24 protein-coding genes are annotated in these 25,098 nt (G+C 31.8%); 14 read left to right on the plus strand and 10 right to left on the minus strand.

Annotation, left to right across the window (positions count from 1 at the left end; genetic code table 11):
* Positions 1–24 precede the first annotated feature (24 nt).
* The 8 genes from DK441_RS21085 to DK441_RS21120 form a co-directional block, all read right to left on the minus strand.
* On the minus strand, positions 25–522 hold the full coding sequence (locus DK441_RS21085; RefSeq protein ID WP_109852446.1) for a GNAT family N-acetyltransferase: 498 nt from the start codon (positions 520–522) through the stop codon (positions 25–27).
* A gap of 1 nt (position 523) precedes the next feature.
* Positions 524–1,573 (minus strand): homoserine dehydrogenase, encoded by a 1,050-nt coding sequence (locus DK441_RS21090; RefSeq protein WP_109852447.1) that lies wholly within the window; start codon positions 1,571–1,573, stop codon positions 524–526.
* Between the two features lie 14 nt (positions 1,574–1,587).
* Positions 1,588–2,517, minus strand: coding sequence for a homoserine kinase (locus tag DK441_RS21095; RefSeq protein ID WP_109852450.1), 930 nt, complete (start codon positions 2,515–2,517; stop codon positions 1,588–1,590).
* A 44-nt stretch (positions 2,518–2,561) separates the two neighbouring features.
* Positions 2,562–4,004: a threonine synthase gene (thrC, locus tag DK441_RS21100; protein WP_109852452.1), complete on the minus strand. Its 1,443-nt coding sequence runs from the start codon at positions 4,002–4,004 to the stop codon at positions 2,562–2,564.
* Positions 4,005–4,009: 5 nt separating this feature from the next.
* On the minus strand, positions 4,010–4,975 hold the full coding sequence (locus DK441_RS21105) for an ornithine cyclodeaminase family protein (RefSeq protein ID WP_109852454.1): 966 nt from the start codon (positions 4,973–4,975) through the stop codon (positions 4,010–4,012).
* Between the two features lie 98 nt (positions 4,976–5,073).
* Positions 5,074–5,445, minus strand: a complete 372-nt coding sequence (locus tag DK441_RS21110; RefSeq protein WP_109852457.1) for a cupin domain-containing protein — start codon at positions 5,443–5,445, stop codon at positions 5,074–5,076.
* A gap of 41 nt (positions 5,446–5,486) precedes the next feature.
* Positions 5,487–5,792 carry an NIPSNAP family protein gene (locus tag DK441_RS21115; protein ID WP_109852460.1) on the minus strand — a complete coding sequence of 102 codons (306 nt, stop codon included), beginning with the start codon at positions 5,790–5,792 and terminating at the stop codon, positions 5,487–5,489.
* Positions 5,789–6,865, minus strand: coding sequence for a low specificity L-threonine aldolase (locus tag DK441_RS21120; protein ID WP_109852462.1), 1,077 nt, complete (start codon positions 6,863–6,865; stop codon positions 5,789–5,791). The genes DK441_RS21115 and DK441_RS21120 overlap by 4 nt, the downstream gene beginning before the upstream one ends.
* A 106-nt stretch (positions 6,866–6,971) precedes the next feature.
* Here DK441_RS21120 and DK441_RS21125 point away from each other — a divergent pair, with 106 nt between their 5' ends.
* On the plus strand, positions 6,972–7,343 hold the full coding sequence (locus DK441_RS21125; protein WP_109852464.1) for a helix-turn-helix domain-containing protein: 372 nt from the start codon (positions 6,972–6,974) through the stop codon (positions 7,341–7,343).
* Position 7,344: 1 nt separating this feature from the next.
* Here the strand turns inward: DK441_RS21125 and DK441_RS21130 are convergent, their stop codons facing one another.
* The gene (locus DK441_RS21130) at positions 7,345–8,238 is read right to left on the minus strand and encodes a LysR family transcriptional regulator (protein WP_109852466.1); all 894 of its coding nucleotides are present in this window, start codon (positions 8,236–8,238) and stop codon (positions 7,345–7,347) included.
* 122 nt (positions 8,239–8,360) lie between these two features.
* Between DK441_RS21130 and DK441_RS21135 the strand changes: the two genes are divergently transcribed.
* The gene (locus DK441_RS21135) at positions 8,361–8,612 is read left to right on the plus strand and encodes a hypothetical protein (RefSeq protein ID WP_109852468.1); all 252 of its coding nucleotides are present in this window, start codon (positions 8,361–8,363) and stop codon (positions 8,610–8,612) included.
* A gap of 17 nt (positions 8,613–8,629) precedes the next feature.
* On the opposite strand, the gene DK441_RS21140 is transcribed toward DK441_RS21135, so the two are convergent.
* On the minus strand, positions 8,630–9,208 hold the full coding sequence (locus DK441_RS21140; RefSeq protein WP_109852470.1) for a TetR/AcrR family transcriptional regulator: 579 nt from the start codon (positions 9,206–9,208) through the stop codon (positions 8,630–8,632).
* 105 nt (positions 9,209–9,313) lie between these two features.
* Between DK441_RS21140 and DK441_RS21145 the strand changes: the two genes are divergently transcribed.
* The 12 genes from DK441_RS21145 to DK441_RS21200 all read left to right on the plus strand — a co-directional run bounded on the left by DK441_RS21145 (position 9,314) and on the right by DK441_RS21200 (position 25,092).
* Positions 9,314–10,474 carry a homogentisate 1,2-dioxygenase gene (locus DK441_RS21145; protein ID WP_109852472.1) on the plus strand — a complete coding sequence of 387 codons (1,161 nt, stop codon included), beginning with the start codon at positions 9,314–9,316 and terminating at the stop codon, positions 10,472–10,474.
* Between the two features lie 28 nt (positions 10,475–10,502).
* Complete coding sequence (gene fahA, locus DK441_RS21150) at positions 10,503–11,750, plus strand: fumarylacetoacetase (RefSeq protein WP_109852474.1); 1,248 nt, start codon at positions 10,503–10,505, stop codon at positions 11,748–11,750.
* 65 nt (positions 11,751–11,815) lie between these two features.
* The gene (locus DK441_RS21155) at positions 11,816–12,766 is read left to right on the plus strand and encodes an MBL fold metallo-hydrolase (protein WP_109852476.1); all 951 of its coding nucleotides are present in this window, start codon (positions 11,816–11,818) and stop codon (positions 12,764–12,766) included.
* A gap of 4 nt (positions 12,767–12,770) precedes the next feature.
* Complete coding sequence (locus tag DK441_RS21160) at positions 12,771–14,642, plus strand: FAD-dependent monooxygenase (RefSeq protein WP_109852479.1); 1,872 nt, start codon at positions 12,771–12,773, stop codon at positions 14,640–14,642.
* 135 nt (positions 14,643–14,777) lie between these two features.
* Complete coding sequence (locus tag DK441_RS21165) at positions 14,778–15,365, plus strand: TetR/AcrR family transcriptional regulator (protein ID WP_109852481.1); 588 nt, start codon at positions 14,778–14,780, stop codon at positions 15,363–15,365.
* Positions 15,366–15,678: 313 nt separating this feature from the next.
* Positions 15,679–18,426 (plus strand): TonB-dependent receptor, encoded by a 2,748-nt coding sequence (locus DK441_RS21170; RefSeq protein ID WP_109852483.1) that lies wholly within the window; start codon positions 15,679–15,681, stop codon positions 18,424–18,426.
* Positions 18,427–18,623: 197 nt separating this feature from the next.
* Positions 18,624–18,872, plus strand: a complete 249-nt coding sequence (locus DK441_RS21175) for a DUF4212 domain-containing protein (RefSeq protein ID WP_109852485.1) — start codon at positions 18,624–18,626, stop codon at positions 18,870–18,872.
* An 8-nt stretch (positions 18,873–18,880) separates the two neighbouring features.
* A complete protein-coding gene (locus tag DK441_RS21180; RefSeq protein WP_109852487.1) occupies positions 18,881–20,539 on the plus strand; it encodes a sodium:solute symporter family protein in 1,659 nt (552 codons plus the stop codon).
* 115 nt (positions 20,540–20,654) lie between these two features.
* Positions 20,655–21,533, plus strand: a complete 879-nt coding sequence (locus DK441_RS21185; protein WP_109852489.1) for an AraC family transcriptional regulator — start codon at positions 20,655–20,657, stop codon at positions 21,531–21,533.
* 302 nt (positions 21,534–21,835) lie between these two features.
* The gene (locus tag DK441_RS21190) at positions 21,836–22,711 is read left to right on the plus strand and encodes a nuclear transport factor 2 family protein (RefSeq protein ID WP_109852491.1); all 876 of its coding nucleotides are present in this window, start codon (positions 21,836–21,838) and stop codon (positions 22,709–22,711) included.
* Between the two features lie 11 nt (positions 22,712–22,722).
* Positions 22,723–23,568 (plus strand): nuclear transport factor 2 family protein, encoded by an 846-nt coding sequence (locus tag DK441_RS21195; RefSeq protein ID WP_109852493.1) that lies wholly within the window; start codon positions 22,723–22,725, stop codon positions 23,566–23,568.
* A gap of 309 nt (positions 23,569–23,877) precedes the next feature.
* Positions 23,878–25,092 carry an MFS transporter gene (locus DK441_RS21200; RefSeq protein ID WP_109852496.1) on the plus strand — a complete coding sequence of 405 codons (1,215 nt, stop codon included), beginning with the start codon at positions 23,878–23,880 and terminating at the stop codon, positions 25,090–25,092.
* Positions 25,093–25,098 lie beyond the last annotated feature (6 nt).

The following is a 25,098-nucleotide window of genomic DNA, read 5'->3' on the forward strand; positions in this document are numbered from 1 at the left end:
CATTTTTTCTGAAATGTATACAAATTATAATTTCCGATAAAAAATATGAGCATCTACATATCCTTTTTCAAAATGCTTAAAACCTCCAGGTATGGTTCCTATAATTTCAAAACCATTTGCCAACCATACTTTTATAGCAGCAGCATTGGTACTAACGACCAGGTTAAACTGCATCGCATAATACCCTAATTCTTTTGCTGCATCGATAGAATGCGCACAAAGCTTATGTCCAAGGCCCATTCCTCTTTTTTGACTGTTAACCATATATGAAGCATTAGCAATATGACTTCCATATCCGGGCTGATTAGGCTTCAAAATGTAAGCTCCTACAATTTCTTTTTCTAATTCTGCCACAAAACAGTTATTATTTAGATTTATCCAACTGCTTTCAATCTGTTCTCGTGAAAAACTATCGTCATAAGGGAAATAGACTTTTTGATTTACGACTACTTTCCACAGACTCCATATTGCTTCAAAATCACTTTTGTTTGCAGGTCGAATACATATTTCGTGAGATTTCATATTAGAAAGAGTTTTTTGAAAGGTTAATAATATCCCTTACTACAGCTGCAGAGGTAGTCATGGGATCTTCTTCATATATTTTCATAGATAGTTCTTCATAATAATCGGTTTGTAATTGAATACCCATTTCCCAACCATCACAATTCCCTATAAAAGAACTGGCTTCTACCTTTGTGGGGCGAACCGATAAACTCCAGGTATCTGCTTTTTTTTCTGCTACAGCTAATAATTTTATTCTTTTATTTTGTATCGTTGCCTGTTTAATGTCTTCAGAAGTAATAGCTCTGATACCTTCTATTTGTATGTCGGAGATACTGCCAGAGAATTCTGTAAAAGATTTCATGATGATATACAGTTTATTTGCGGTATCATATCCGTCAATATCCAGGGATGGATCAGCTTCTGCTGCACCTAATCTTTGTGCTTCTTTAACAGCTTCATCAAAAGATCCGTCTTTTTCTAATGTTTCTAAAATAAAATTAGTGGTGGCATTAAAAATCCCTTTAAAACCAATAAGGTTTGTCGCTTGCAAATCACGTTGTAAAATATTGATCACAGGTAATCCTCCACAAACTGTTGCGCTATATGCTAGTTTACCACCATGCTTTTTGGCCAGTTGATGCAACTCATCATAGGCTAATACCAAAGGAGCCTTATTGGCACTAACTACAGTCCATCCTTTACTAAGAGCGTTTCGTATTGCTTGTAATCCCGGATTTCCCGTTTTAAGATTAACCGGTGATCCATCGATCAATACATCAGCGTTTACATGATTTGTGATTTGCTCTATGGCTATACCCGAGAGATATCCTGCTAACTGGTTTACTTTATTTCCATTTGATTTTAAATGAATTAATTCTTCGTAGGTGTATCCATTTTTTTTGATGGCAATTCCAGAAGAGTCAGCCACACCAATAATGTGTATTTCTAGGTTGTGACTTTTTGTGATTATAGCCTTTTTCTCTATCAAAATTTTAAGTACACCAATGTTTACGGTACCTAAACCTACAAGGACTATTCTTATTTTTTGTATTGAAGTATGATCATTCATTGATTAAAATTAGCTTAATTAAATATTTTCTCATCAGATATTTTATATAATTGATCTACAATATTTTGCATCTCTTCAAAACTGTTTTTTAAGTTCTCTGTGGGGAAAATGATATTAAATTGACGAAATCTCCAAAATGCTGTAGCTGTAGCAGCATAGATTACAAAAGCCTTAAGTTTTTCTTTTTCTAAAGAGGTCAATGAGGTTATGCTTTGATAACCTTTAAGCAATATGTGAATTTTTGAGAAAATAATTTTACCATCTTCACAGCATAGTCCAACAATTGCCATACCCAGATCAAAAATTCTATAATAAAAACATGCCTCTTCAAAATCTATAATAATGGGTTCTCCATTTGAATCTATTATCACATTACTATAAAATAAATCCCCATGAATTAGGCTTTTGGGTAGATCAGGATGTAAATTGTCTTTAATATAGTTATGCATATCAGAGAGCCATATAATGAAAGGATGTTCTGTTGAACTTTCATTAAGCTCATAAAATGTTTGTTCTCCATAAGGATATTTATTTGCAATGTATGGTGGAGACGGGAGTTGATGTAATTGCCCTAAAGAAACTCCTAGTTTTATTAATATGTCATCACTAAATTGGGTTAATACTGTTCCCGAAATATATTCTTTTAAAAGTAAAGGTTTATTATCGTAAGTGCTTACAACGCTACCGTTTTTGTTAGGGATAATTTTTGTAGTTGTATAGTGATGATTTTCAAAATGAATTAACAAATTAGCCAACTTATCAATTTCTTCAAAAGATTTACTATCACAAATTGATAGTACATATGTATTGGTTTCTGTTTCCAAATAATAATTGGTATTTGCAAATCCTCCATCCAATGGGTAGTATTGAGTGAGAGGGCTTATATCAAAACCCTGTACTATTTTGAAAATATCTCTTTTGTGAAGATGAGTATATAAAGCCATTAGAACAACTATATTAAACGTTACTTTTTTTTAGATTTTTTTACTTATTTGTTACTAATTACTTGCATCGTCTTAGGTATTGTTTGATACATATTTTCATAATTACATTCATATATTTTTTGACAATATTCTTTAGCATTTTCTATGGAGTGATGTATAGCTTCAGCTGGCAAAGCATTGACATTTAGAGACTCTTTTATAACATCAGAAAATTTTGAAGGATGTGCAGTAGCTAAGCATAATATTTTAGAATCATTAGGGAATTCAGCTTTTACAGTATTTGCCGCAGCAACAGCCACTGCTGCGTGAGGATCAAGAAGATATCCCTCTGTTTCGAATACCTCTTGTATGGTGTTTAGTGTTAGTTTATCTGAAATAGAAGCTGTTAAAAATCCTTTGCTAAATTGTTTATGAGTATTTTTATCAAACTCTACTCGATTATTTTTCTCAGACTCTTCCATCCATAGTTTTATCTTTTCTGGATTTTGATCAATTGCAAAATATAAATAACGCCAAAAATTAATAGGAAGAGAAATGTCTATTGCAGAAGAAGCACAATTGATGACTTTTTCTTTTACATAAATTCCTTCATTAAAAATACGTTGCAGGCAGTTATTTTGATTGTTTGACAAGATAAATTTTCCGACAGGCAAACCCATTTCTCTTGCTAAAGAGCCAGCGCACAAATTACCAAAGGCGCCCGATGGTACTGCAAAATTTAATAACTCCCCGATAGTATCTACGGTTTTTAAATACCCATAAAAATAATGAACAGTTTGCATCATAATTCTTCCCCAGTTGATAGAATTTACACTAGATAGATTTAATTCTTGTTTAAATGATGTATTAGCAAATAAACTCGAAATCAGTTCATCGAGATCGTCTGATCCATTTGGGCAATTTGTTACTCTTACCGAATGTACATTCGGTGCAGTAATGGTTGTCATCTGGCGTTCTTGTTCCTCTGTGATGTATCCTTGAGGATACAAAGCCCAGGTGTTAATAGTTTCTTTTCCTATGGTAGCAAATGCTGCTGCAGGCCCTGTATCTCCAGAAGTAGCTACCATGATAGACATTTTTTCTTTTCTTCTTTTTAGAAAAAAATCGAGTAGATTAACAACAAATCCCATAGCAATATCTTTGAAGGATAATGTAGGTCCATGAAATAATTCCTGGATGATAATATTCTTTCTGGATGTAAGGGAATGGAAAGGAATTTTTTCTGGATGGTAGAATGTATCAAAACTATTTTCTATGATTTTATGCAACTCAATTGATGATATTGTTGTTTCATCGATAAATAGAGATAAGACTTCGAAAGCTAAATCAGTATAACTTAGGTTTTTCCAGGATTGTAATTGTGTTTTTGATATCCTGGGGAGTGATGTAGGTACATATAATCCACCATCAGGAGCTCGACCAGCTAATATTGCAGTTTCAAAATCTACTGAGGCACCATTACCTTTATTACTTACGTACTGAATCATACAATTTAGTTTTTTAATTGTTTGTATTTTAAATAAATAGCATTAGCAATCATTATATCTTGTACGGCTACACCAGTAAGATCAACAACACTAATTTGATTTTCATTTGTGCGTTGAAAGGAGATATTTTGGATTGCATTCCCTAGTTCGGTAACCTTATCAGGAGGTATAACCGCCGTTTTTACAGCTTGAAAGATTTCTCCTCTACTTTTACTTTGTGAAATACTGTCAGAAATTACGATATCTGCTTTTTTTAAAATTTCACAATCTAATTCTTGTTTGGTTGGAGTATCTGATCCTATGGCTGTAATATGTGTTCCTGGTTTAATATCATGCGCATATAATATAGGAGTTTCTGATGGAGTAGTAGTTACAATCAGATTACAATTATTAACAACTTCTGATGGGGTTGCTGCGATGTAAATATCAAAATCCGAAGCTAACTCTGATTTAAACTTTTGCATGTTTTCAATGGTTCTACCCCATACCCAAACCATACTATAAGGATAATTTTTACAGAGAAATTGCAATTGTAATTTTGCCTGTATTCCTGTACCAATAATACCTATCCCTTTAATTCGTTTTGGCGCAAAATATTTGGCAGTCAAAGCACCCGCAGCTGCAGTGCGAATATTGGTAAGTAATCCGTCGTCTAACAATATCGCTAGTGGCTCTCCTGTTTTTTGACTATATAACAGCATCATACCTTGCGAAGAGGGAATGCCTAATGCCGAATTTTCATGAAACCCAGAAGCTATTTTGATACAGTATGTCGTATCGTTTTTGATATATCCATATTTGATATGTGTTTCTCCTTTAGGATTTTCAAACAATAATTCGCCTACAGGAGGAACTATTGCATTTCCTTTAGAATAAGAAACGAAAGCATGTTCCATATCATCAATCATTTCATTTACAGAAATATTGGCTATTATTTTTTCAATATTTTGTCTATCAATAATGATACTCATTAATTCACTTTGTTATGATATTATTAATGTAGTGTCTTTCTGTAATTATTTAAAGTTAATTTTTTCTCGTTACAGAAGTACATACCTAATTTTTAATACTACTTATCTCCGGTAGGAAGTATCTCACTAGTCTCTACCATTAACATTACTGTTTTTTTGGGAGCTCTTGTGCGGTGTATGATACCTTTTGGGACTGTAATTCCCTGGTTAGGATTTAACTCAATAGTGCGGTCCTTTAGGTCCAATACTAGTTGACCACTAATAACGTAGAAAAACTCATCTTCGTTATCATGTTTGTGCCAATGATATTCGCCTTCTATTATACCAAGTCGAACAACGCTATTATTTACTTTGGTTAATGATTGATTATACCATTGATCTTTACATGCTTCTACCATTTTTGAGATATCGATACGTTCTAAATGATCAAATTTGATGTCAAGATTGGTTACATACTTAATTTCTTTCATGATACAGTATATTTAATTGATTAATAAAAAATCTCTGGTGGTTATTTAAAAACAGGCCTCATAAAGCTGCGTTCATAATTAATAATACATTTGGTTTTGGTCCCATAATCAAAAGCTTCAATACATTCCGGATCTTTAAAACTATCCTTTCTATACGTTTCATAAGTCGTCAAAGAAGGAAAACTAAATAAAGTTATAGCTATATTATTTGCTCCCTCGTAAGGTAAAAAATATCCATGATGGGTACCTCCAAATTTATTGACCAGAGGAATCCATTTTTTTGCATAGATTTCAAATTCTTTAAATTTATAAGGATCTATCGTATATCTTATATAACATGTGATCATAGTGTTATTTGTTTAGTTTGCATTTCTTTTTTTTGATCTAAGTTATTGTTGATTTTCTTAATATCATTTATAAATTCATTTACCATATTCTCTTTTGTGCCCCAGGATGTTACAAGCCTTACTACAGAATTTTTTCTATCTATTTTTTTCCATACATAGAAATTGTACTTGTTTTTTAATTCCTTGATTAATACATCGGGAAGAATAGGAAATATTTGATTTGATGTAGATTCTGTAAGCATTGAGAAATTATTAGCCTTAATTGCTTTAGATATTTTCATTGCCATTGTATTAGCATGTTTTGCAAGATCAAAAAATAAATCATCCCTAAATAACTCTAAAAATTGTATTCCTAGAAGTCTTCCTTTGGATAGCATGGCTCCTCTTTGCTTTATATGAAAAGTAAAGTCATTTTTAAGTTTATTCGTATTAATGACTATTGCTTCACCTATTAAAGCCCCATTTTTTGTTCCACCAATAGTAAATATGTCTGTTAGCCTACTAATATCTGATAACGTTAAATCATTATTTTCTGCCATTAATGCCGAACCAAGTCTGGCACCATCCAAAAATAGAAGTAATCCCATTTTTTTACAGTATAAAGAAAGTTCTTCTAATTCTTGTTTTTTATAAATAGTCCCTATCTCTGTAGAATTAGAGATATATACCATTTTGGGTTTTACAACATGTGGACCAAAATCATGCTCTTCAAGAATGTTTGATATGTCTTGCTGAGTAAGTTTTCCATCTTTTTTTTCTATAGTATTAATTTTATGGCCTGTAGCTTCAATAGCTCCCGCTTCACGAATAGTAATGTGACCAATATTAGCTGAAATTACAGATTCGTGAGATCTTAATGCAGAAGCGATTATGATAAGATTTGCTTGTGTGCCTCCAGAAACAAAAAATACATCAGAATTTGGGTTATTAATTTTGTTTTTGATCAATTCTTTTGCGGTATTAGAATAACTATCATCACCATAAGGTATATGTTGTTCTAAGTTGGTTTTACTTAGCGCTTTTAATATGTTAGGATGTCCTCCTTCACTATAATCATTCAAAAAACTATACATAACTAATAAAATTAATACTATAAAAATTATAGTAGCAATATTAAGTATAGTTTTATAGATTTGCAATAACTATCTAAAACGATAGTATAAAAGCATTGAGTATTTTATGGAACTATATAAACTAAACGGAAAATTGTATCCTTGTAGCACCAGTGTTACAATGGCATATATTGGAGGGAAATGGAAAACAGTAATATTGTGGTATTTAGCTATTTCTCCTCTTCGCTATGGCGAATTAAGAAAAAAATTAACTGTGGTAACAGAACGTACATTAAGTTTGCAGTTAAAGCAACTTGAAGAAGATGGTATTATAAACCGTAAGGTATATACAAAGAAACCACCTATGAAAGTTGAATATTCTCTAACTCAATTTGGAGAATCCCTGATCCCGTTATTAAAAATGTTATCGGATTGGGGAGATGAGGTCGTTAAAGATAAGGGTGTTGTTGTTAATTTTGACCCTACTACCGATTCTTAAACTAATTTAAATCTGTATTCTGCTTATAGTGTTCTAAAATCATTTGAAAGAAAATTTTAGAAGCTTTTTTTTGATAGTTACCCTTAAGGTATCGTATCGCTGATCGTAATTTAAGCTTCTTTTTGTTTATAGGAATACTCTTAAGAGTAGGTAAATACTGTGTGGTCGATTTTGTAAGAACGGTCGCCCATTTTCCGGTTTCAATGAGTCGAATTAAGGTAGGGATATGATTTAATTCTATTTGATATTGATAAGGAAGTTCGTTTGTTCTAAACGCTTTATCCAGAACTTTTCTGGTCGTAAACCCTTCTGCGGGTACAGCTAAATCTATTGTATTAAGCTCTTCGATATTGATTTGTTTTTTGCTGGCAAATGGATGGGATTCATGTACTACCAACATTAAATAAGATTGAAATAAAGGAATAGTAGTAATCATCTGATCATCTGTTGCTTTATTAAAAGATAAAATAAAATCCAACATACCCGATTTGAGTTTTTCCATTAGTTCATCAGAAGTACCAAAGAAAGCCTTAACCTGTATTAAAGGAAATTTTGTAGAAAAGGATATCAATGTTTCTGTAAACAAGTTGGTTAAACCATAGGTTACCCCAATATGTAAAGTCCCGGATTGTAGATTTTGTAAATCTTCTATCAATTGTTTGGCGTTTTCGGCATTTTTAAGCGTATGCCTCGCACGGGTCAAAAATAATGAACCAGCTTCTGTAAGTTGTATTCTCTTTCCGATTCTATCAAAAAGAGGAACTCCTAATTCCTGTTCCAAAAGCTTTATTTGCTGTGAAAGCGCACTTTGTGTTATGAATACTTTGTGAGAAGCTTCAGTAAAATTTAAACACTCTGCCGCTTTAACAAAATAGTTTAACTGGCGTAACTCCATAATTAATAAGTTTTACTAATGTATATGATAAGAAAATAATGTTTTACTAATGTAAAAATAATTTTAAACTTTGTACTTCAATTCCTTTCTAACTTATAATAAAAGAGGATGCCACTACAGTAATGAAAACAAAAGCAGAAAGAAATACAAGACGTTATAAAGAGATCCGAAAAGCGATCTTTATCCCTGGTTTAGCTGCTTTTTCACAGTTTTATATGTTTCAGCCATTATTACCATCATTAAGCGAAAGTTTTTTGGTATCTCCGGCTGTCAGTAGCCTGGTTGTTTCATCCTCTATGATTGGTGATCTTTTAGATGGGTTAAGCTTAAAATTAGATAGAAAGAAACGTTTTAAACGAATTAAAAAATGGTGATAAATTAGGATACTATTTTACTTTATACATAATCCAGACATAATAAAATCGGCGATTTCTTTTTCTAGCTCCACAGAGTTCACTTTTACATTATTATCTGTATATTTATCATATAACCACCTAAGAGTTGACAGTACTAAATCGGTTATTATATCTGGGTTAACAATTCTAAATTGGTTATGTTCAATTCCTGATTTGATCACAGACTTTACCTTTTCTTCATATATATTTCGTTTAGTTACAAACTCGTTTAGTTTTGGCTCTTTTAAGTTTCTCCACTCATTAACCAACAACGCTATTTCATAAGGTCTTTTAGCAGTTAACCGAACATGTGTTGAAATTATTAACCTTAATTTTTCTTCTGGTGTATACGATGAAGCAATAATGTCATCAATAGAAGAATGAAATTTTTCTGATATGTCAAACAAGTATTCTTCAAGTAAAGAAGATTTAGAATCAATATAATTATAGATGTTTGCCACTTCAAAATTCATTTTTCTAGCGATGTCTCGCATGGTAGTGGCTTTAAACCCTTTTTCATAAAACAGTTTTAAGGATTCTTCAAAAAAAATTTCCTTTTTGGCCTTTTCTTTCATAATCGAACGATTCTTATATAAAATTTCACACAAAATAAAGAAAATTTTGTAGGAGTTGTGAATTATTGTATATATTTACATGAACAAACGTTAATTATAATCAATATGTCTATTTATCACAAGCTTGGTGAAATTCCTAAAAAAAGGCACACAGTATTTAAAAATAGTAATGGCAAACTGTACTATGAACAGTTATTTGGAACTATTGGTTTTGATGGAATGTCTTCTTTGTTATACCATATTCACAGGCCTACACAGGTAAAAGAAATAAGGAAACAATATTCTGTTGCTCCAAAAATTGTAAAGGATAACAATATGCAATCCTATCTTTTAAAGGGACTTCAGGTTCCTGTCATAGAAGACTATTTAGAAAGTAGGAAAGTAATTTTAACTAATACCGATTGTAATATTATTTTATCAGCACCCAAGAACTCATTTAGAGATTATTTTTATAAGAACACAGATGCAGATGAGTTAATTTTTATTCACAAAGGATCTGGTAAATTAAGAACCCTGGTAGGTAATATTGATTTTAAGTACGGTGATTATTTATTAATTCCAAGAGGAATTATTTACCAGATTGATTTTGATACTATAGATAATCGATTATTTATTGTAGAATCCTATCGGCCAATTTATACTCCAAAGCGATATCGGAACTGGTTTGGACAATTATTAGAGCATTCTCCTTTTTGTGAACGAGATATTAGAAAACCAGAGGCCCTTGAAACTCATGATGAAGTTGGAGAATTTTTAATAAGAGTAAAAAAGAAAAACGAAATCATTGAAATGGTGTATGCTACACATCCATTTGATGTAGTTGGGTATGATGGTTTTAATTACCCTTATGCTTTTTCAATTCATGATTTTGAACCCATAACCGGACGTATTCACCAACCGCCACCAGTACATCAGAACTTTGAAACAGATGCATTTGTAGTATGTTCATTCTGCCCAAGGTTGTATGATTATCACCCAGAAGCTATACCAGCACCGTATAATCACAGTAATATTGATAGTGATGAGGTATTATATTATGTAGATGGAGATTTTATGAGTCGAAATGATATTGAAGAAGGACATATTTCTTTGCACCCGGCTGGTATTCCTCATGGCCCGCATCCCGGAGCTGTAGAGCGTAGTATTGGGCAAACTCAAACAGAAGAATTAGCTGTAATGGTAGATACATTTAAACCTCTTATGATTACTGAAGAGGCAATGAAAATAGCAGACGAAGATTATCATAAATCATGGCTGGAAAAATAAAAGGAAATTTCAACGTATTTTAAAACTTATGAGAAATAAAGATAGCTGGGTACACATAAAATCTGATTCTGATTTTTCAATACATAATATACCCTTTGGAATTTTCTCAACAGGTAATAAATCACCTAGAATTGGTATTGCTATAGGAGATGAAATAGTTGATTTGGTAGAAGTATGGGAGCTAGGTCTTTTTAAACCCTTATCGATACCTAAAGAAGTATTTGAAAATCAATTTCTTAATGATTTTATTGCATTAGGAAAAGAAAAAACCAATAGGGTGAGGGTACTAATTCAAAGGGAATTACTTAATACGAATTCATTATTACGAGAAAAACCTACTCTTCTTGTAAAACAAGAAAGTGTAATGATGTATATGCCTGTTTTTGTTCGAGATTATACTGATTTTTACTCAAGTATAGAACATGCAACAAATGTTGGTAAAATGTTTAGAGATCCTGAGAATGCATTATTACCAAACTGGAAACATATTCCTGTAGGATATCATGGGAGAGCATCGTCTATTGTGGTAAGTGGTACAAATATTCATAGGCCAATGGGACAAATTCTACTCCCCGATTCTAAAAATCCAGTGTATTCCAAATCTAAAAAAATAGATTTTGAGTTAGAAATGGGGTACATTATAGGGAAAAATACATCATTAGGAGATACCATAAAAATTGATGAAGCAGAAGAATATATTTTTGGTAAAGTTTTATTTAATGATTGGTCCGCTAGGGATGTCCAAAAATGGGAATACATACCATTAGGCCCTTTTTTATCTAAAAACTTTGCGTCATCTATTTCTCCTTGGGTTGTAACTATGGAAGCATTAGAACCTTTTAGAGTAACCGGACCAGAACAAACACCAGAGGTTTTACCTTATTTAAAATATAAAGGTGAAAAAAATTATGATATCAAATTACAAGTTTCATTAAAACCACAAAACAAAGAAGAAAAGATTATTAGTAATTCTAATTTTAAATACATGTATTGGAATATGGCTCAGCAAATTTCTCATCATACCATGAATGGTTGTAATTTAAGTGTTGGTGATATAATGGGATCAGGGACTATTAGTGGTAAATCACCAGATAGCTATGGTTCTATGCTTGAATTAACATGGTCAGGTCAAAGACCGTTACAATTAGACGAAGGAGTACAGCGTACATTTGTTGAGGATCACGATACTATAATAATTAAAGGATATTGTGAGAAAGAGGGAGTTAGAATTGGTTTTGGAGTAGTGAATACCAAATTACTACCAAGTATTGCATAAATATATTGGTGGTGTTAGAAAATTATAATCAATATCGTTGTTAGTAATTAATAAAAAAATAAAAAATGGCAAAAGAATTTGCATCAAAAGCTGATTTAGGAGAAAAAAAAATATCATTTGTAAAACTAGGAGAAGGTTGTTATGGTTATACCGCAGAAGGAGACCCTAATAGTGGTGTAATTATAGGGGATGATTATGTAATGGTGATTGAGGCACAGGCAACTCCAAAAATGGCCAAAGATGTTATAAAAAAAATTAGAACAGTAACCGACAAACCCATTAAATATTTAGTATTAACACATTATCATGCAGTAAGAGTATTAGGTGCTAGTGAGTATAATGCAGAAGAAATTATAATGTCTAGAAAAACCAATGAGATGGTTGAAGAGAGAGGAAAGCAGGATTGGGACAGCGAGTTTGAACGTTTTCCAAGATTATTTAGAGGACATGAAAGTATTCCTGGATTAACCCACCCCACTATTGTTTTTGAAGATAAACTGACTTTAGATTTAGGAAATAAAAAAGTAGAAATTATACATGCTGGCGAAGGTCATACCAGAGGAGATAGTGTGATATGGGTTCCGGATGAAAAAGTATTATTTGCAGGAGATTTGGTAGAATATGGCGCTACCCCTTATTGCGGAGATGCTCAGCTAAAAAATTGGCCAATAACTTTGCAAAGACTAAGTGATATGAAACCAAAGGCTATGGTCCCTGGAAGAGGAGAAGCTTTAACTAATCCCGTAGAGTGTCAGGAGGCTATATTAATGACTTCGGATTATGTAACCATGTTATATCAACAAGCACTGTTAAGTGTGACTAGAGGAGAATCATTAAAAAAATGCTACAATGCACTAATGAAATCAATGACCCCTCGTTTTGGTGATTGGGTAATTTTTGAGCATTGTATGCCTTTTAACGTCACTAGGGCATATGATGAAGCTAGTGGGATTTCTCACCCTAGAATCTGGACAGATAAACGAGATATTGAAATGTGGAACGAATTAAATTCATAAGAAGATGAAGTGGATATTACCAAAAACATATAAAAACCCGATATATCCGTTTAGACAAACACCAGATCAGTTTGCTAAAACTCCGGTTAGACATAAAGTGATAATTATAGGAGCTGGCCCTGTTGGATTAGCTGCAGCTTTGGATTTAGCAAAAAGAGGAATCTCTAGTGTTGTCTTTAGCAAAGAAAAAACAGTTAGTATTGGTAGTAGAGCATTGTGTTTTTCGAAAAAATGCCTCGAAATTATCAATAGAATTAACCCTGATACTGCCAGTAAAATGGTAAACAAAGGGGTGACCTGGAATTTAGGTAAGGTTTTTTACAGAGAGGAAGAAGTGTATAAATTTAACCTTTTACCAGAAGAAGGCCATAAAATTCCTGCTTTTATAAATCTACAGCAATATTACTTCGAGGAATACTTGGTAGACGAAGCTCATAAAAACCCTTTAATCGATGTTCGTTGGCAAAGCTATGCACATTTTGTACAACAAGATGATGAAAAAGTAACTCTTGATATACATACCCAAGAAGGAAACTATAATGTAGAAAGTGAATATGTATTGGCATGTGATGGAGTTCATAGTCCTACGCGTAATGCATTGAATTTGAGTTTTGATGGAGAATTGTTTGAAGAGAATTTTTTGATTGCAGATATAATAATGGAAAATGATTTTCCGACAGAAAGATGGTTTTGGTTTGATCCTCCATTTAACAAAGGTAATTCTGCATTGCTACATAAAGAACCAGATGGTGTTTGGCGTATCGACTTGCAGTTGGGTTGGAATATTGATAAAGATAAAGAATTGAACCCAGATAGGATTAAAGAAAGACTGAGAAAAATGCTGGGAGAAGATTGTGAGTTCGAATTAGAATGGACAAGTATATATAATTTTAGATGTATGCGGATGGAAAAATTTGTACATAATAGAATCATTTTCGCAGGAGATAGTGCACATCAGGTCTCTCCATTTGGTGCTAGAGGAGCTAATAGTGGTATTCAGGATACGGATAATCTTATCTGGAAACTGGCTTACCTAATACAAGGAAAAGCCCCTAAATCTATTTTAGAAACTTATGATAAAGAACGAAGCCCTGCGACAGATGAAAATATTTATCATTCCTCTAATGCTACCGATTTTATTTCTCCTAAATCAAGAATGAGTACGATATATAGAAATGCTATTTTAGACCTTGCAAAGAATTACCTATTTGCTCAGAAAATAGTGAATAGTGGTCGATTATCACATTCTTTTAAATATTTAAACTCATCTCTTACAACAGAAGATATAGAAGAATGGCATGGTGACGTTCAGCCTGGATATGCCATAAGTGATGTACTATTGTTAAAGAACGGTAAGACTACGTATTTGATAGATGAATTGGGTAATGATTTTACGCTTTTGATTTATGGATCAAATGCTAACAATTTAATTCAATTTAATACAAAATTTGATGTCAAAACAGTTTATGTAAATGCTAAGAATGAAATGAACGAGTTAGTAGATTTTGATAATAATTTTAAACAAAAATACGACGTAAACGAAACCAGTTGGTATTTAATAAGGCCTGATCATTATATTGCAGCAAGAGGTAAAAAGGCAAATGAAAAAAACATTAATAATGCTTTATTAAAAGCAACTAATGCTATGAAAAATACAAAAGAAACCAATATTAAAGATAAAACCCCTCTATATGTTAGAGACGAAATGTATAAAATTTTAATAAAGTCCCACACTGGATTAACAGAGGAAGAAAGTGTAAAAATGAATGCCAAATTAATATTATTATTAATGGATAAAATTGATGATATTGAAGAATGGATTGTATTAATGAATCAAGCTAAAAACCAGGAAAGTGATGTGAAATTGGTTAATTAGTATTTTAGTCATTTGATGGATAAAAAGTTGCTATGGTTTCAATACGTCCCGCAAAAAAAAATAAAAAGCGGTAAAAATCATAATGAATAATGTAATTTGCGAAATCATAAGTAAGAATTGAAATTATTACATTTAATGAAATCCAAAAAAGGCAAAAGAGAATTAATTTTAGAAGAATCGGCTAAGTTATTTTCAGAAAAAGGGTATACAGCTACTTCGATGAAAGATATAGCTAATGCCTTGGGAGTCGAGGCTGCAAGTTTATATAACCATATACAATCCAAACAAGAAATTTTGGGAGTTCTTTTACTGTCTATCTCTAAGAAATTTTATTCAGGAATTATTGATATAAAAAATTCTTCTTATCCTAATAAGGAAAAATTAAAGGAGATTATCAAAATGCATATCAGGGTCGTTATTGAACACCAGAATATTTCTTCTTTAATTTTAAGAGACTGGAAACATTTAAAAGAACCTTATTATTCAGAATTTGTTGAAAAAAGGAGAGTTTATATAGAGGTGTTAAAAGAGGTTGTTAATAGAGGGGTAACTTCTGGTGAGCTGAAAGATATTAACCCATTAATAGTTTTGAACTGTATTTTATCTTCTTTGCGTTGGGTTTATGATAAAAATGTATACTTAAATATTATAGATGTCAATGTTGTTGAACTCGAACGTAATATTTTAAATTTTGTGTTTAAAGGTATTGACTCAGAAATATAAATTGGATTAAATTTTTCTTTTACCTGCATGATATTATATATTTTGCAGGTTTATTTTTGATAATATGGACTACAGTGATTTTTGTATTGCTGAAAAAAATGCAGTTCGTATAATAATTCTTTAACTCCTATTATATAAACAGTAAAGAGACTACAAAATAGTACTGTTTTTATATTCTAGCTATTGTTTATTCGTAAAATATTATGACAAAAAGTATGATATATGTCATGTTTTTTTGCATAATCCAATTATTTTACATTAATTTGACTAATGAGTATTAGTTTTTTATGAATTAACATTAATTAATAAAAATATGAAAAGAGTAAATACAATAATTTTTACTGTACTGTTATTTATTACTACTTTAGTTTGTGCACAAACCAAAACAGTAATAACAGGTACTGTAAATGATGGTAATACCCTACTTTGGGGAGTAAACGTTCTGATAAAAGAACAGAATATTGGAACTATCACTAATGATTTGGGTCAATTTACATTAGAAACAGAAAGTGAATTTCCTGTTGTTTTAGAAGTGTCATACTTAGGATTTAGTACCAAAGAAGTAACTGTTACAAAGGATAATAACCAAAACCTTAGTATTACTCTTGATGAAGGAGCTTTTCAGCTCGATGCTATCGTAGTTGGGGCATCCAGGCATAAGGAACGATTTATTGAAGCTCCCGTTTCTATTCAAAAGATTGATGCTAAGACATTAGAAGTCTCTTCGGCAGAAGGTGTATTTGAAACATTATCAAACCTAAAAGGGGTACAGGTTATGAAAGGAAGTCTTTCTGGCCCTTCAATTAATACTCGTGGATTTTCAAACAACAATAACATACGTTTTTTACAGCATTTAGATGGGATGGATGTAACTACTCCTGGATTTGGAGTATTTGCAAATATCGGTGGAGTGTCTTCATTAGATATAAGCTCTGTAGAGATAATACCTGGTTCTGCATCTGCTTTGTATGGTGCAAATGCATTTAATGGAATTATGCTTTTAAAAACCAAGGATCCGTTTATTTATCAAGGAATTAGTATTAATTTGAAATCAGGGTTTTCAAGCCAGAAAGAATCTGGTAATAATCCATATACCAATTTAAACCTTAGAGCAGCTAAAGCTTTTGGAGATAAATTTGCCATAAAGGTTGATTTTGAAATGCTTTTGGCATCAGATTGGGTAGCAAATGATTATTCATTAAGAGTTAGAAATAATGATCCTAATATTCCGGCAGATCAAAATCCAGAATTATATTCACCCTCTTCAGGAAGTTATGATGCTGTGAATATATGGGGAGATGCAGATGCAGGAGGGTTTACTCGTGCGTTAACAGATGGAACTTCACTTACCATTGCCGGAACTCCTACTACTTGGAATGGTGGTACAGTTTCTAGAACAGGATATAAAGAATCTGAATTGTTTAATAATGATGTGTCTAATTACCGTTTGAATACAACTTTACAATATAAAATAAGTGATGATTGGAGATTAGAATATTTGTATAAATATGGGACCCAAGATTTAATTGTACGACATACAACATCATATCCTCATAGAGATTTCACTTTGCAACATCATAAAGTTGAACTTAGAGGAGATGGACTTACCGCGAGATGGTATTATTCTGATCAAGAAGCAAAAAATTCATGGACAACTACTTTTTTAGCGGCTTCAATACAGACTCAGTTGTTATCCAATCAAGAATGGGGACAACGGTATGCAGAAGCATATCTGGGGTCGGTAAGTGGTATTCCTGCTAATGATGGTGCAGCAGCAAGAAATTATGCAGATGCACCAATGGCATTACCGGGTTCTCAAGAATGGAACGAAGCAAGAGATCGATCATTAGCAACTTCCACAACTTTTCCACAAAACCCAGGAGACGTAATAGGGTCTAGATTAGTAGAAAAAAGCTCGTTTTGGCATAGTGATTTAATATATAATTTTAATGAAACTCTTATCAAAGATGATACATGGGAGGCAATCTTTGGAGCAAATTATAGGCAATATAATATTAATTCGGATGGAGCATTTTTTAATGATAATAGGGATACTCCAAATGGATTTAAAGGAGATATCACAAATAGTGATTTTGGCGTCTTTGGCCAGGTTTCTAAAAAAATGCTAAAAGAAAGGTTAAAACTTTCATTAGCAGCGAGATTTAATAAGAATACAAATTTTGATGGAAATATTACACCACAAGCTTCTGCAGTATATTCATTAGGAGAGGCTAGAAATCATAATTTAAGAGCTTCTTTCCAGACAGGAGTTAGAAATCCGGGTTTACAAGAACAATACATCAATTTTTTAGTATCTCCGGTATTCGTTATTCTTGGAGGAACCGATGATAATTTGGATCATTACACTGACGAATTTTATGGTATCACGGGAGACGATTTAAAAACATTGCTTAGAGATCAATTAGGGTATGATCATAAGGGGCTAGACCCCGAAACAAATACCACTTTTGATTTTGGATATAGAGGGCTATTTTTCAACAAGAGGCTTTTGGTAGATGCTAATTATTATACTACTACCTATAAAAAATTCATTGAAAGAGCTAACCTCAGTGTAACAGTTCCAGGTGGACCAACAAAAACACATGCAATATATGCAAATATACAGGATGATGTCGTTTCACGAGGATTTGGAGTTAATCTAGAATATAGCTTATCTGGCAATTATAGAACTTATTTTAATTATCAATGGATGGATTTTGAACAGAAATCCAATACCACTACAAATGGATTTGTGGTTCCAGCTTTTAATACCCCACCTAATAGAATTAACTTGGGAATTTCAAAGTCTAATAGAGATGGTGGACTTGGCTTCGATTTTGCTTTTAGATGGGTAGATGAATATGATTTTATCTCTCCAATGGGAAAAGGATTTATAGATAGTTTTGTAACTATGGATGCATCTCTTTTTTATAAAATAAAACAATTTAACTTAACTATTGCTGGATCTAATATAACGAAGAATGAATATAAAACGGTATATGGCGGACCAGAAGTTGGGGCGCTTTACACGCTAGGTGTTCGGTGGGATTTAGGATTGTAATAATTTAATTTTGAATTAGGCAATTGATCATACAAGAGTTTATTTAATTTTTATAGTAAAATGTATAAAACTACCAAAATAAACTCTTGTATTGAATTAGAAAATACGCTTCGAACAGCAGCAATAGAACTATCTGCTAAGGTCATAAATTCAATAAATGATAAATGTTATAAATATAGAATTTAATCAGGGACACAATGGAAAAAAATGAAAAATATTGGAAGACAAATCTTAAGTATTTAGTGATTTTACTTTCTTTCTGGTTTGTTTTGGGCTTGGTCTTTCCAGTCCTAATTGTAGATAATTTAAATGCATATAAATTAGCAGGTTTTCCTCTAGGATTTTGGTTCGGTATGCAAGGAACACAAATTTCATTTGTAATATTAATTTTTATTTATGTCTATTTAATGAACAGATTAGACAATAAATATGATATAGATAAATAACCTTTTCAATGAATAATCAACAACTTATCACTGCAGTTTTTGTAGGAATTACTTTCTTAATATATACTATAATAGCAATACGTAATAAAGCTAAAAATACTCATGATTTTTATGTAGCAGGAGGTAATGTACATCCTTTGGCAAATGCAATGGCAACAGCAGCCGATTGGATGTCGGCAGCAACATTTATTTCACTACCTGGTATAGTATCTTTTATGGGATATGATGGATCAGTTTATTTATTAGGAGGCTCCGGAGGCTTTGTCCTTTTAGCAATGCTCATAGCACCTTATTTAAGGAAGTTTGGTAAATTTACAATACCAGATTTTATTGGAGATAGGTATTATTCCGACGCCGCCAGAATAGCAGCAATTATATGTACAGTTTTTATAACATTTACCTATTTAGCAGGACAGATGAGAGGGGTTGGTGTTGTTTTTTCACGGTTCCTTGAAGTTGAAATTAATACAGGTGTTGTAATAGGCGCAATAATTGTATTTGTATATGCAGTATTGGGAGGTATGAAAGGGATAACATATACGCAAGTAGCACAATACTGTATTTTGATATTTGCTTTTATGGTTCCTATTATATTTTTGTCTATACAACTCACAAATAATCCCATACCATTTTTGGGATTAGGGTCTAAAGTAGTAGAGTCTGAAGTATTTTTATTGGATAAACTAGATGGCTTAAATAACGAACTTGGGTTTGCAAAATTCACAGATCATGCTATGAGTATGACTAATTTGTTCGCAATTGCAATAACCTTAATGATTGGTACAGCAGGAATGCCCCATGTAATTGTTAGATTTTTTACCGTTCCAAAAGTTAAAGATGCTAGAAAATCTGTTGGTTATGCTTTGTTCTTTATTGTTATTTTATTTATTTCTATTCCGGCAGTAGGAGCTTTCACAAGAACTATATTCATAGAAAGCTTACAAGGAATTGCTTATTCAGAAGTACCCTCCTGGTTTAAAACCTGGGAGAATATTGGATTAATCACTTTTAATGATTTAAATATGGATGGGGTTATTCATTATACAAAAGATACAATGGTTAATGAATTGACGGTAGATAAAGATATTATGTTTTTAATGAGCCCCGAAGTAGCTAACCTACCAAATTGGGTGGTTGCTTTAGTAGCCGCTGGAGGTTTAGCAGCGGCTCTATCAACTGCTGCGGGATTGATTTTAGTATTATCAACTTCTATTTCCAGAGATTTATATAAAAGTTTGATAAATAAAAAAACCAGTGATAAAAAAGAATTAACCATCGCTAGGTTAGCGTCTGTATTTGCTATTTCTGTAGGAATATATTTTGGCATAAATCCTCCAGGATTTGTAATGGAAACTATTTCTTTAGCATTTGGAATTGGCGCTTCTGCTTTGTTTCCTGTAATTTTTATGGGAATATTTAGCAAGAAAATGAATAAAGAAGGAGCTATTTCGGCAATGATTGTTGGTTTAGTGTTTTCTGTAAGTTATATTATATATTTTAAATTTTTAGGAGGAGCTCCAGAAAATTATTGGTTCAATATTTCCCCTCAAGGTATAGGTCTATTAGGTATTCCTTTAAGCTTTATCACAATGTTTGTAGTATCAAAATTTTTTGATAATGCCCCAGAAGAAGTTCAGCAATCCGTCGATAAAATACGCTTACCATAAAAAAAATCCTACGAAGGTTGTCAATACTTAAGTTTTTGCTTTAATATGATAAAAAGCATATTGGTTGTGATACATTTATTTGTATGTTTGAACAATTACGTATTATCCATATACCATGACAAAGGAAATACCAAATATAGTATACAACTCTGATCATTCAAAAATAAAAGGAGTAGAGGTCATTTTAATTGAAAATCTAATAAAAAGAAGTGAAAACTTAGATCATTTTCCCGAAAAACCACACCAATTAGATTTTTACCTAATAGCCTTTTATACACAAGGAGAGACAGAACATCTTGTAGATTTTGTATGGCATAAAGTAAAAAAATACTCATTGGTGTACTTGGCAAAAGGGCAAGTGAATGCATTTAAATTCAAAAAAGATTTAAAAGGGTTTATTCTACTTTTTACTAAAGATTATTTTGATAAACAATTAAAAAACCTACCCAATGATGCGGTAAAACGATTATTTATACCACAGTTGTTTAAGCCTATTGTCCAAGTAAAAGAAAATTCAAATTTAAGGGGCTATATTGAACTTATATATAATGAATACCATATAGGAAAAAATGACTTCAATAAGAATGCTATTATTGATGCTTTGCATACTATTATATTATCAAAGGCCGAACAAATTAAAAAAGACCAAACAGAGTATCTAAAAGAATCAGACAAATTAATTCTATTCTTAAGGTTTAAAACACTTTTGGAAGAGGAATATGTAAAAAGCAGAAAAGCAGATTTTTATGCTCAAAAACTTAATATTACTTATAAACATCTAAATGTTATCTGTAAAGAAATAACAAGTAGTACTGCAAAAAGTTTTATAAATGAGTTTATTATTTTAGAAGCAAAAAGAAAATTAATTAATTCTTCTATCAAGAGTACAGAATTATCTTTTTTAATGGGCTTCGAAGAACCGTCTAATTTTGTAAAGTTTTTTAAAAAATATACAGGCTTGACTCCTAATAATTTCAAAACTCAATTTTTATAAATTTAACCTGTGTACTACTTAGTTTTTTTACACTAAATCGTAAATTAGTTTTTTTCTTCTTTATTTAATTTCTAACTCTTACAGCTCGGTTTTTACTAAAGTGTCTTACGGTAATTTTATTACATTTTTTGATAAATCTTAAAAAACAAAGAATATTAAAAAGTATTAAATTAACCTTTAAAATTGCTTTTATAGCATTTTCATATGATTTTTGGTTTGTTTTTTACCATTTTTATTTCAAATACTACCTATTCATACCTTTCCTTTTGCTTTAATTTTGTGTTATAATTTAATCAGGTATAATGAAACGAATAATTATAATGTTAACCTTATCTGGAGTATTACTTTCTTGTAATTCTAGAGAAAAGAGAAATAACACTGAAAAAGAAGAAATAATGGAAACAAAAACGCAATTATCAAACAAAGAAAAAGTAGTAGCACTATTAACAAGTCTGGAGACAGGAGATCAAAAACCTGTGAGTTATATTAATCCAAATAAATATATCCAACACAATTTAGCTGTAGCAGACGGGTTAGAAGGGTTTGGTGCGCTTTTGCAAAATGCTCCAGAAGGAGGATTTAAAGCAAAAGTAGTTAGAACATATCAAGATGGTGATTATGTGTTTACACATACCGAATATGATTTTTTTGGAGACAAAGTTGGTTTTGATGTATTTCGATTTGAAAATGGCTTAATTGTAGAACATTGGGATAACCTTTTAGAGAAAAAAGCCCCTAATCCTAGTGGACATACACAGACAGATGGACCAACAGAGGTTAAAGACCTTGATAAAACAGAAGCAAATAAAAACCTTGTAAAAGATTTTGTTTCAACCATTTTAATGAAGGGAGAGCTAGATAAACTAGTAAACTATTTTGATGGTGATAATTATATACAGCACAACCCCGCTATTGGAGATGGATTATCAGGATTGGGAGAAGCATTAGAAGAAATGGCAGCACAAGGGATATCTATGGTATATTCAAAAAACCATATCGTATTTGGAGAAGGTAATTTTGTATTATCTATTAGTGAAGGAACATTTGCAGGTGAACCAACCTCGTATTATGATTTGTTTAGAATTGAAAATGGTAAAATAGCAGAACATTGGGATGTTATGGAGCCTATTCTTCCCGAATCAGAGTGGCAAAATAAAAATGGGAAGTTTAACTTTTAATACTAGAGATTATGAAAAAGAGATTATTGTCGATATTATTGGTGAGTTTGATGTTGATATCGTGTTCCAAAAATGATGAAGCCCCAATAGAATTATCAAACAAAGAAAAAGTAGTAGCACTATTAACAAGTCTGGAGACAGGAGATCAAAAACCTGTGAGTTATATTAATCCAAATAAATATATCCAACATAATTTAGCTGTAGCAGATGGGTTAGAAGGGTTTGGTGCGCTTTTGCAAAATGCTCCAGAAGGAGGATTTAAAGCAAAAGTAGTTAGAACATATCAAGATGGTGATTATGTGTTTACACATACCGAATATGATTTTTTTGGAGACAAAGTTGGTTTTGATGTATTTCGATTTGAAAATGGCTTAATTGTAGAACATTGGGATAACCTTTTAGAGAAAAAAGCCCCTAATCCTAGTGGACATACACAGACAGATGGACCAACAGAGGTTAAAGACCTTGATAAAACAGAAGCAAATAAAAACCTTGTAAAAGATTTTGTTTCAACCATTTTAATGAAGGGAGAGCTAGATAAACTAGTAAACTATTTTGATGGTGATAATTATATACAGCACAACCCTGCTATTGGAGATGGATTATCAGGATTGGGAGAAGCATTAGAAGAAATGGCAGCACAAGGGATATCTATGGTATATTCAAAAAACCATATCGTATTTGGAGAAGGTAATTTTGTATTATCCATTAGTGAAGGAACATTTGCAGGTGAACCAACCTCGTATTATGATTTGTTTAGAATTGAAAATGGTAAAATAGCAGAACATTGGGATGTTATGGAGCCTATTCTTCCCGAATCAGAGTGGCAAAATGAAAATGGGAAGTTTAATTTTTAATTGCCCTTATAGTTTACATTTTAAACAAAAGCAAAGAACTATGATCATAGTTCTTTGCTTTTGTTTATTAGGAAAGAAGAATCTTTTCTTTTTTATATTCGAGGAACTTTTCAATTTTTTTGATAGGCTTATGCTAACCCCATTTAACATTGACTGTGCTATTATTTTTTTGAATGTTTAATAATTATATTAATAAGTTTTACTAATGTATATGATAAGAAAATAATGTTTTACTAATGTAAAAATAATTTTAAACTTTGTACTTCAATTCCTTTCTAACTTATAATAAAAGAGGATGCCACTACAGTAATGAAAACAAAAGCAGAAAGAAATACAAGACGTTATAAAGAGATCCGAAAAGCGATCTTTATCCCTGGTTTAGCTGCTTTTTCACAGTTTTATATGTTTCAGCCATTATTACCATCATTAAGCGAAAGTTTTTTGGTATCTCCGGCTGTCAGTAGCCTGGTTGTTTCATCCTCTATGATTGGTATTGCTTTAGGCCTTTTTATGTTTGCGTTTTATGCAGATATACTACACCGCAAAAAATTAATGTTGATTGCTTTATTTCTATCTTCATTAATCACAATGCTATCGGCAATCTCATGGAATTTTAATGTATTGGTCGTTTTTGGTTTTATAAAAGGGTTTTTGTTATCGGGAGTGATCGCGGTTGCTATTGTTTATATTTCTGAAGAAGTTGAGGTAAAATATGTTGGGATTGTGATTGGGATATATTTGGCCGGAAATGTATTAGGTGGTATGTGGGGGCGTGTGGTAGCAGGTTTAATTTCTAGTTGGTATGATTGGAGAATAGCTACATTATGTATTGGAGGCATAGGAATAGTATTAAGTACTTTCTTTATGAGACTTTTACCACAATCCTTAAACTTTAATCCACAAAAAATCCAAATATCTCAAAAGCTAATATACATGAAAAACTTCCTAAAAAACCCTTTATTTTTGGGAGTTTATATTTTGATGATCTTAATGATGGGGACTTTTGTGAGCATTTATAATTATTTAAGTTTTAGGCTAGAAATGCCTCCTTTTTCACTTCCGCATTATGTTATTTCCCTGTTATTTCTAATTTATATCACGGGAGTAGGAGGGACAATAACAATTGGAGCACTAACTCATCGAATTCACTCTTTTCGTATGCTTAAAATTCTGTTAGTACTATTTCTAATAGGAACATTAGGGCTATTTGTAGAAGAGTTGTGGTTATTAGTATTGGGTTTAAGTTTACTTACGTTTAGTTTATTAGGCATCCAGACTGTAGTAAACAAGATAATATCTCAGTATGCTATTGAAGGAAAAAGCACAGCAAATTGCTTATACTTAATATGCCAGTACATGGGAGCAGGTGGTATCGGAAGTTCGACAGGGCATATAGTATCAAAATGGGGATGGTCTAATTTTCTTTTTACTTTAATTGGATTCATTCTTTTTTCATTACTATTATTTATGCTGTGTGCCAGGCGGTATACCCATACATATAAATTAACAAAAGAGGTTTCTTAGAGAAGA

It is taken from the genome of Aquimarina sp. AU58 (assembly GCF_900312745.1).
GTDB classification, from domain to species: domain Bacteria; phylum Bacteroidota; class Bacteroidia; order Flavobacteriales; family Flavobacteriaceae; genus Aquimarina; species Aquimarina spinulae.

Bases quoted from the DNA above. Each gene is read 5' to 3' on its own strand.
- DK441_RS21160 (WP_109852479.1), top strand. From the start codon at position 12,771: ATGAAGTGGATATTACCAAAAACATATAAAAACCCGATATATCCGTTT.
- DK441_RS21175 (WP_109852485.1), top strand. From the start codon at position 18,624: ATGGAAAAAAATGAAAAATATTGGAAGACAAATCTTAAGTATTTAGTG.
- DK441_RS21110 (WP_109852457.1), bottom strand. From the start codon at position 5,445: ATGAAAGAAATTAAGTATGTAACCAATCTTGACATCAAATTTGATCAT.
- DK441_RS21130 (WP_109852466.1), bottom strand. From the start codon at position 8,238: ATGGAGTTACGCCAGTTAAACTATTTTGTTAAAGCGGCAGAGTGTTTA.
- DK441_RS21155 (WP_109852476.1), top strand. From the start codon at position 11,816: ATGGCAAAAGAATTTGCATCAAAAGCTGATTTAGGAGAAAAAAAAATA.
- DK441_RS21200 (WP_109852496.1), top strand. From the start codon at position 23,878: ATGAAAACAAAAGCAGAAAGAAATACAAGACGTTATAAAGAGATCCGA.
- DK441_RS21195 (WP_109852493.1), top strand. From the start codon at position 22,723: ATGAAAAAGAGATTATTGTCGATATTATTGGTGAGTTTGATGTTGATA.
- DK441_RS21170 (WP_109852483.1), top strand. From the start codon at position 15,679: ATGAAAAGAGTAAATACAATAATTTTTACTGTACTGTTATTTATTACT.
- DK441_RS21185 (WP_109852489.1), top strand. From the start codon at position 20,655: ATGACAAAGGAAATACCAAATATAGTATACAACTCTGATCATTCAAAA.
- DK441_RS21135 (WP_109852468.1), top strand. From the start codon at position 8,361: ATGAAAACAAAAGCAGAAAGAAATACAAGACGTTATAAAGAGATCCGA.
- DK441_RS21145 (WP_109852472.1), top strand. From the start codon at position 9,314: ATGTCTATTTATCACAAGCTTGGTGAAATTCCTAAAAAAAGGCACACA.
- DK441_RS21180 (WP_109852487.1), top strand. From the start codon at position 18,881: ATGAATAATCAACAACTTATCACTGCAGTTTTTGTAGGAATTACTTTC.
- DK441_RS21085 (WP_109852446.1), bottom strand. From the start codon at position 522: ATGAAATCTCACGAAATATGTATTCGACCTGCAAACAAAAGTGATTTT.
- DK441_RS21125 (WP_109852464.1), top strand. From the start codon at position 6,972: ATGGAACTATATAAACTAAACGGAAAATTGTATCCTTGTAGCACCAGT.
- DK441_RS21120 (WP_109852462.1), bottom strand. From the start codon at position 6,865: ATGTATAGTTTTTTGAATGATTATAGTGAAGGAGGACATCCTAACATA.
- DK441_RS21105 (WP_109852454.1), bottom strand. From the start codon at position 4,975: ATGAGTATCATTATTGATAGACAAAATATTGAAAAAATAATAGCCAAT.
- DK441_RS21115 (WP_109852460.1), bottom strand. From the start codon at position 5,792: ATGATCACATGTTATATAAGATATACGATAGATCCTTATAAATTTAAA.
- thrC (WP_109852452.1), bottom strand. From the start codon at position 4,004: ATGATTCAGTACGTAAGTAATAAAGGTAATGGTGCCTCAGTAGATTTT.
- DK441_RS21090 (WP_109852447.1), bottom strand. From the start codon at position 1,573: ATGAATGATCATACTTCAATACAAAAAATAAGAATAGTCCTTGTAGGT.
- fahA (WP_109852474.1), top strand. From the start codon at position 10,503: ATGAGAAATAAAGATAGCTGGGTACACATAAAATCTGATTCTGATTTT.
- DK441_RS21095 (WP_109852450.1), bottom strand. From the start codon at position 2,517: ATGGCTTTATATACTCATCTTCACAAAAGAGATATTTTCAAAATAGTA.
- DK441_RS21165 (WP_109852481.1), top strand. From the start codon at position 14,778: ATGAAATCCAAAAAAGGCAAAAGAGAATTAATTTTAGAAGAATCGGCT.
- DK441_RS21140 (WP_109852470.1), bottom strand. From the start codon at position 9,208: ATGAAAGAAAAGGCCAAAAAGGAAATTTTTTTTGAAGAATCCTTAAAA.
- DK441_RS21190 (WP_109852491.1), top strand. From the start codon at position 21,836: ATGAAACGAATAATTATAATGTTAACCTTATCTGGAGTATTACTTTCT.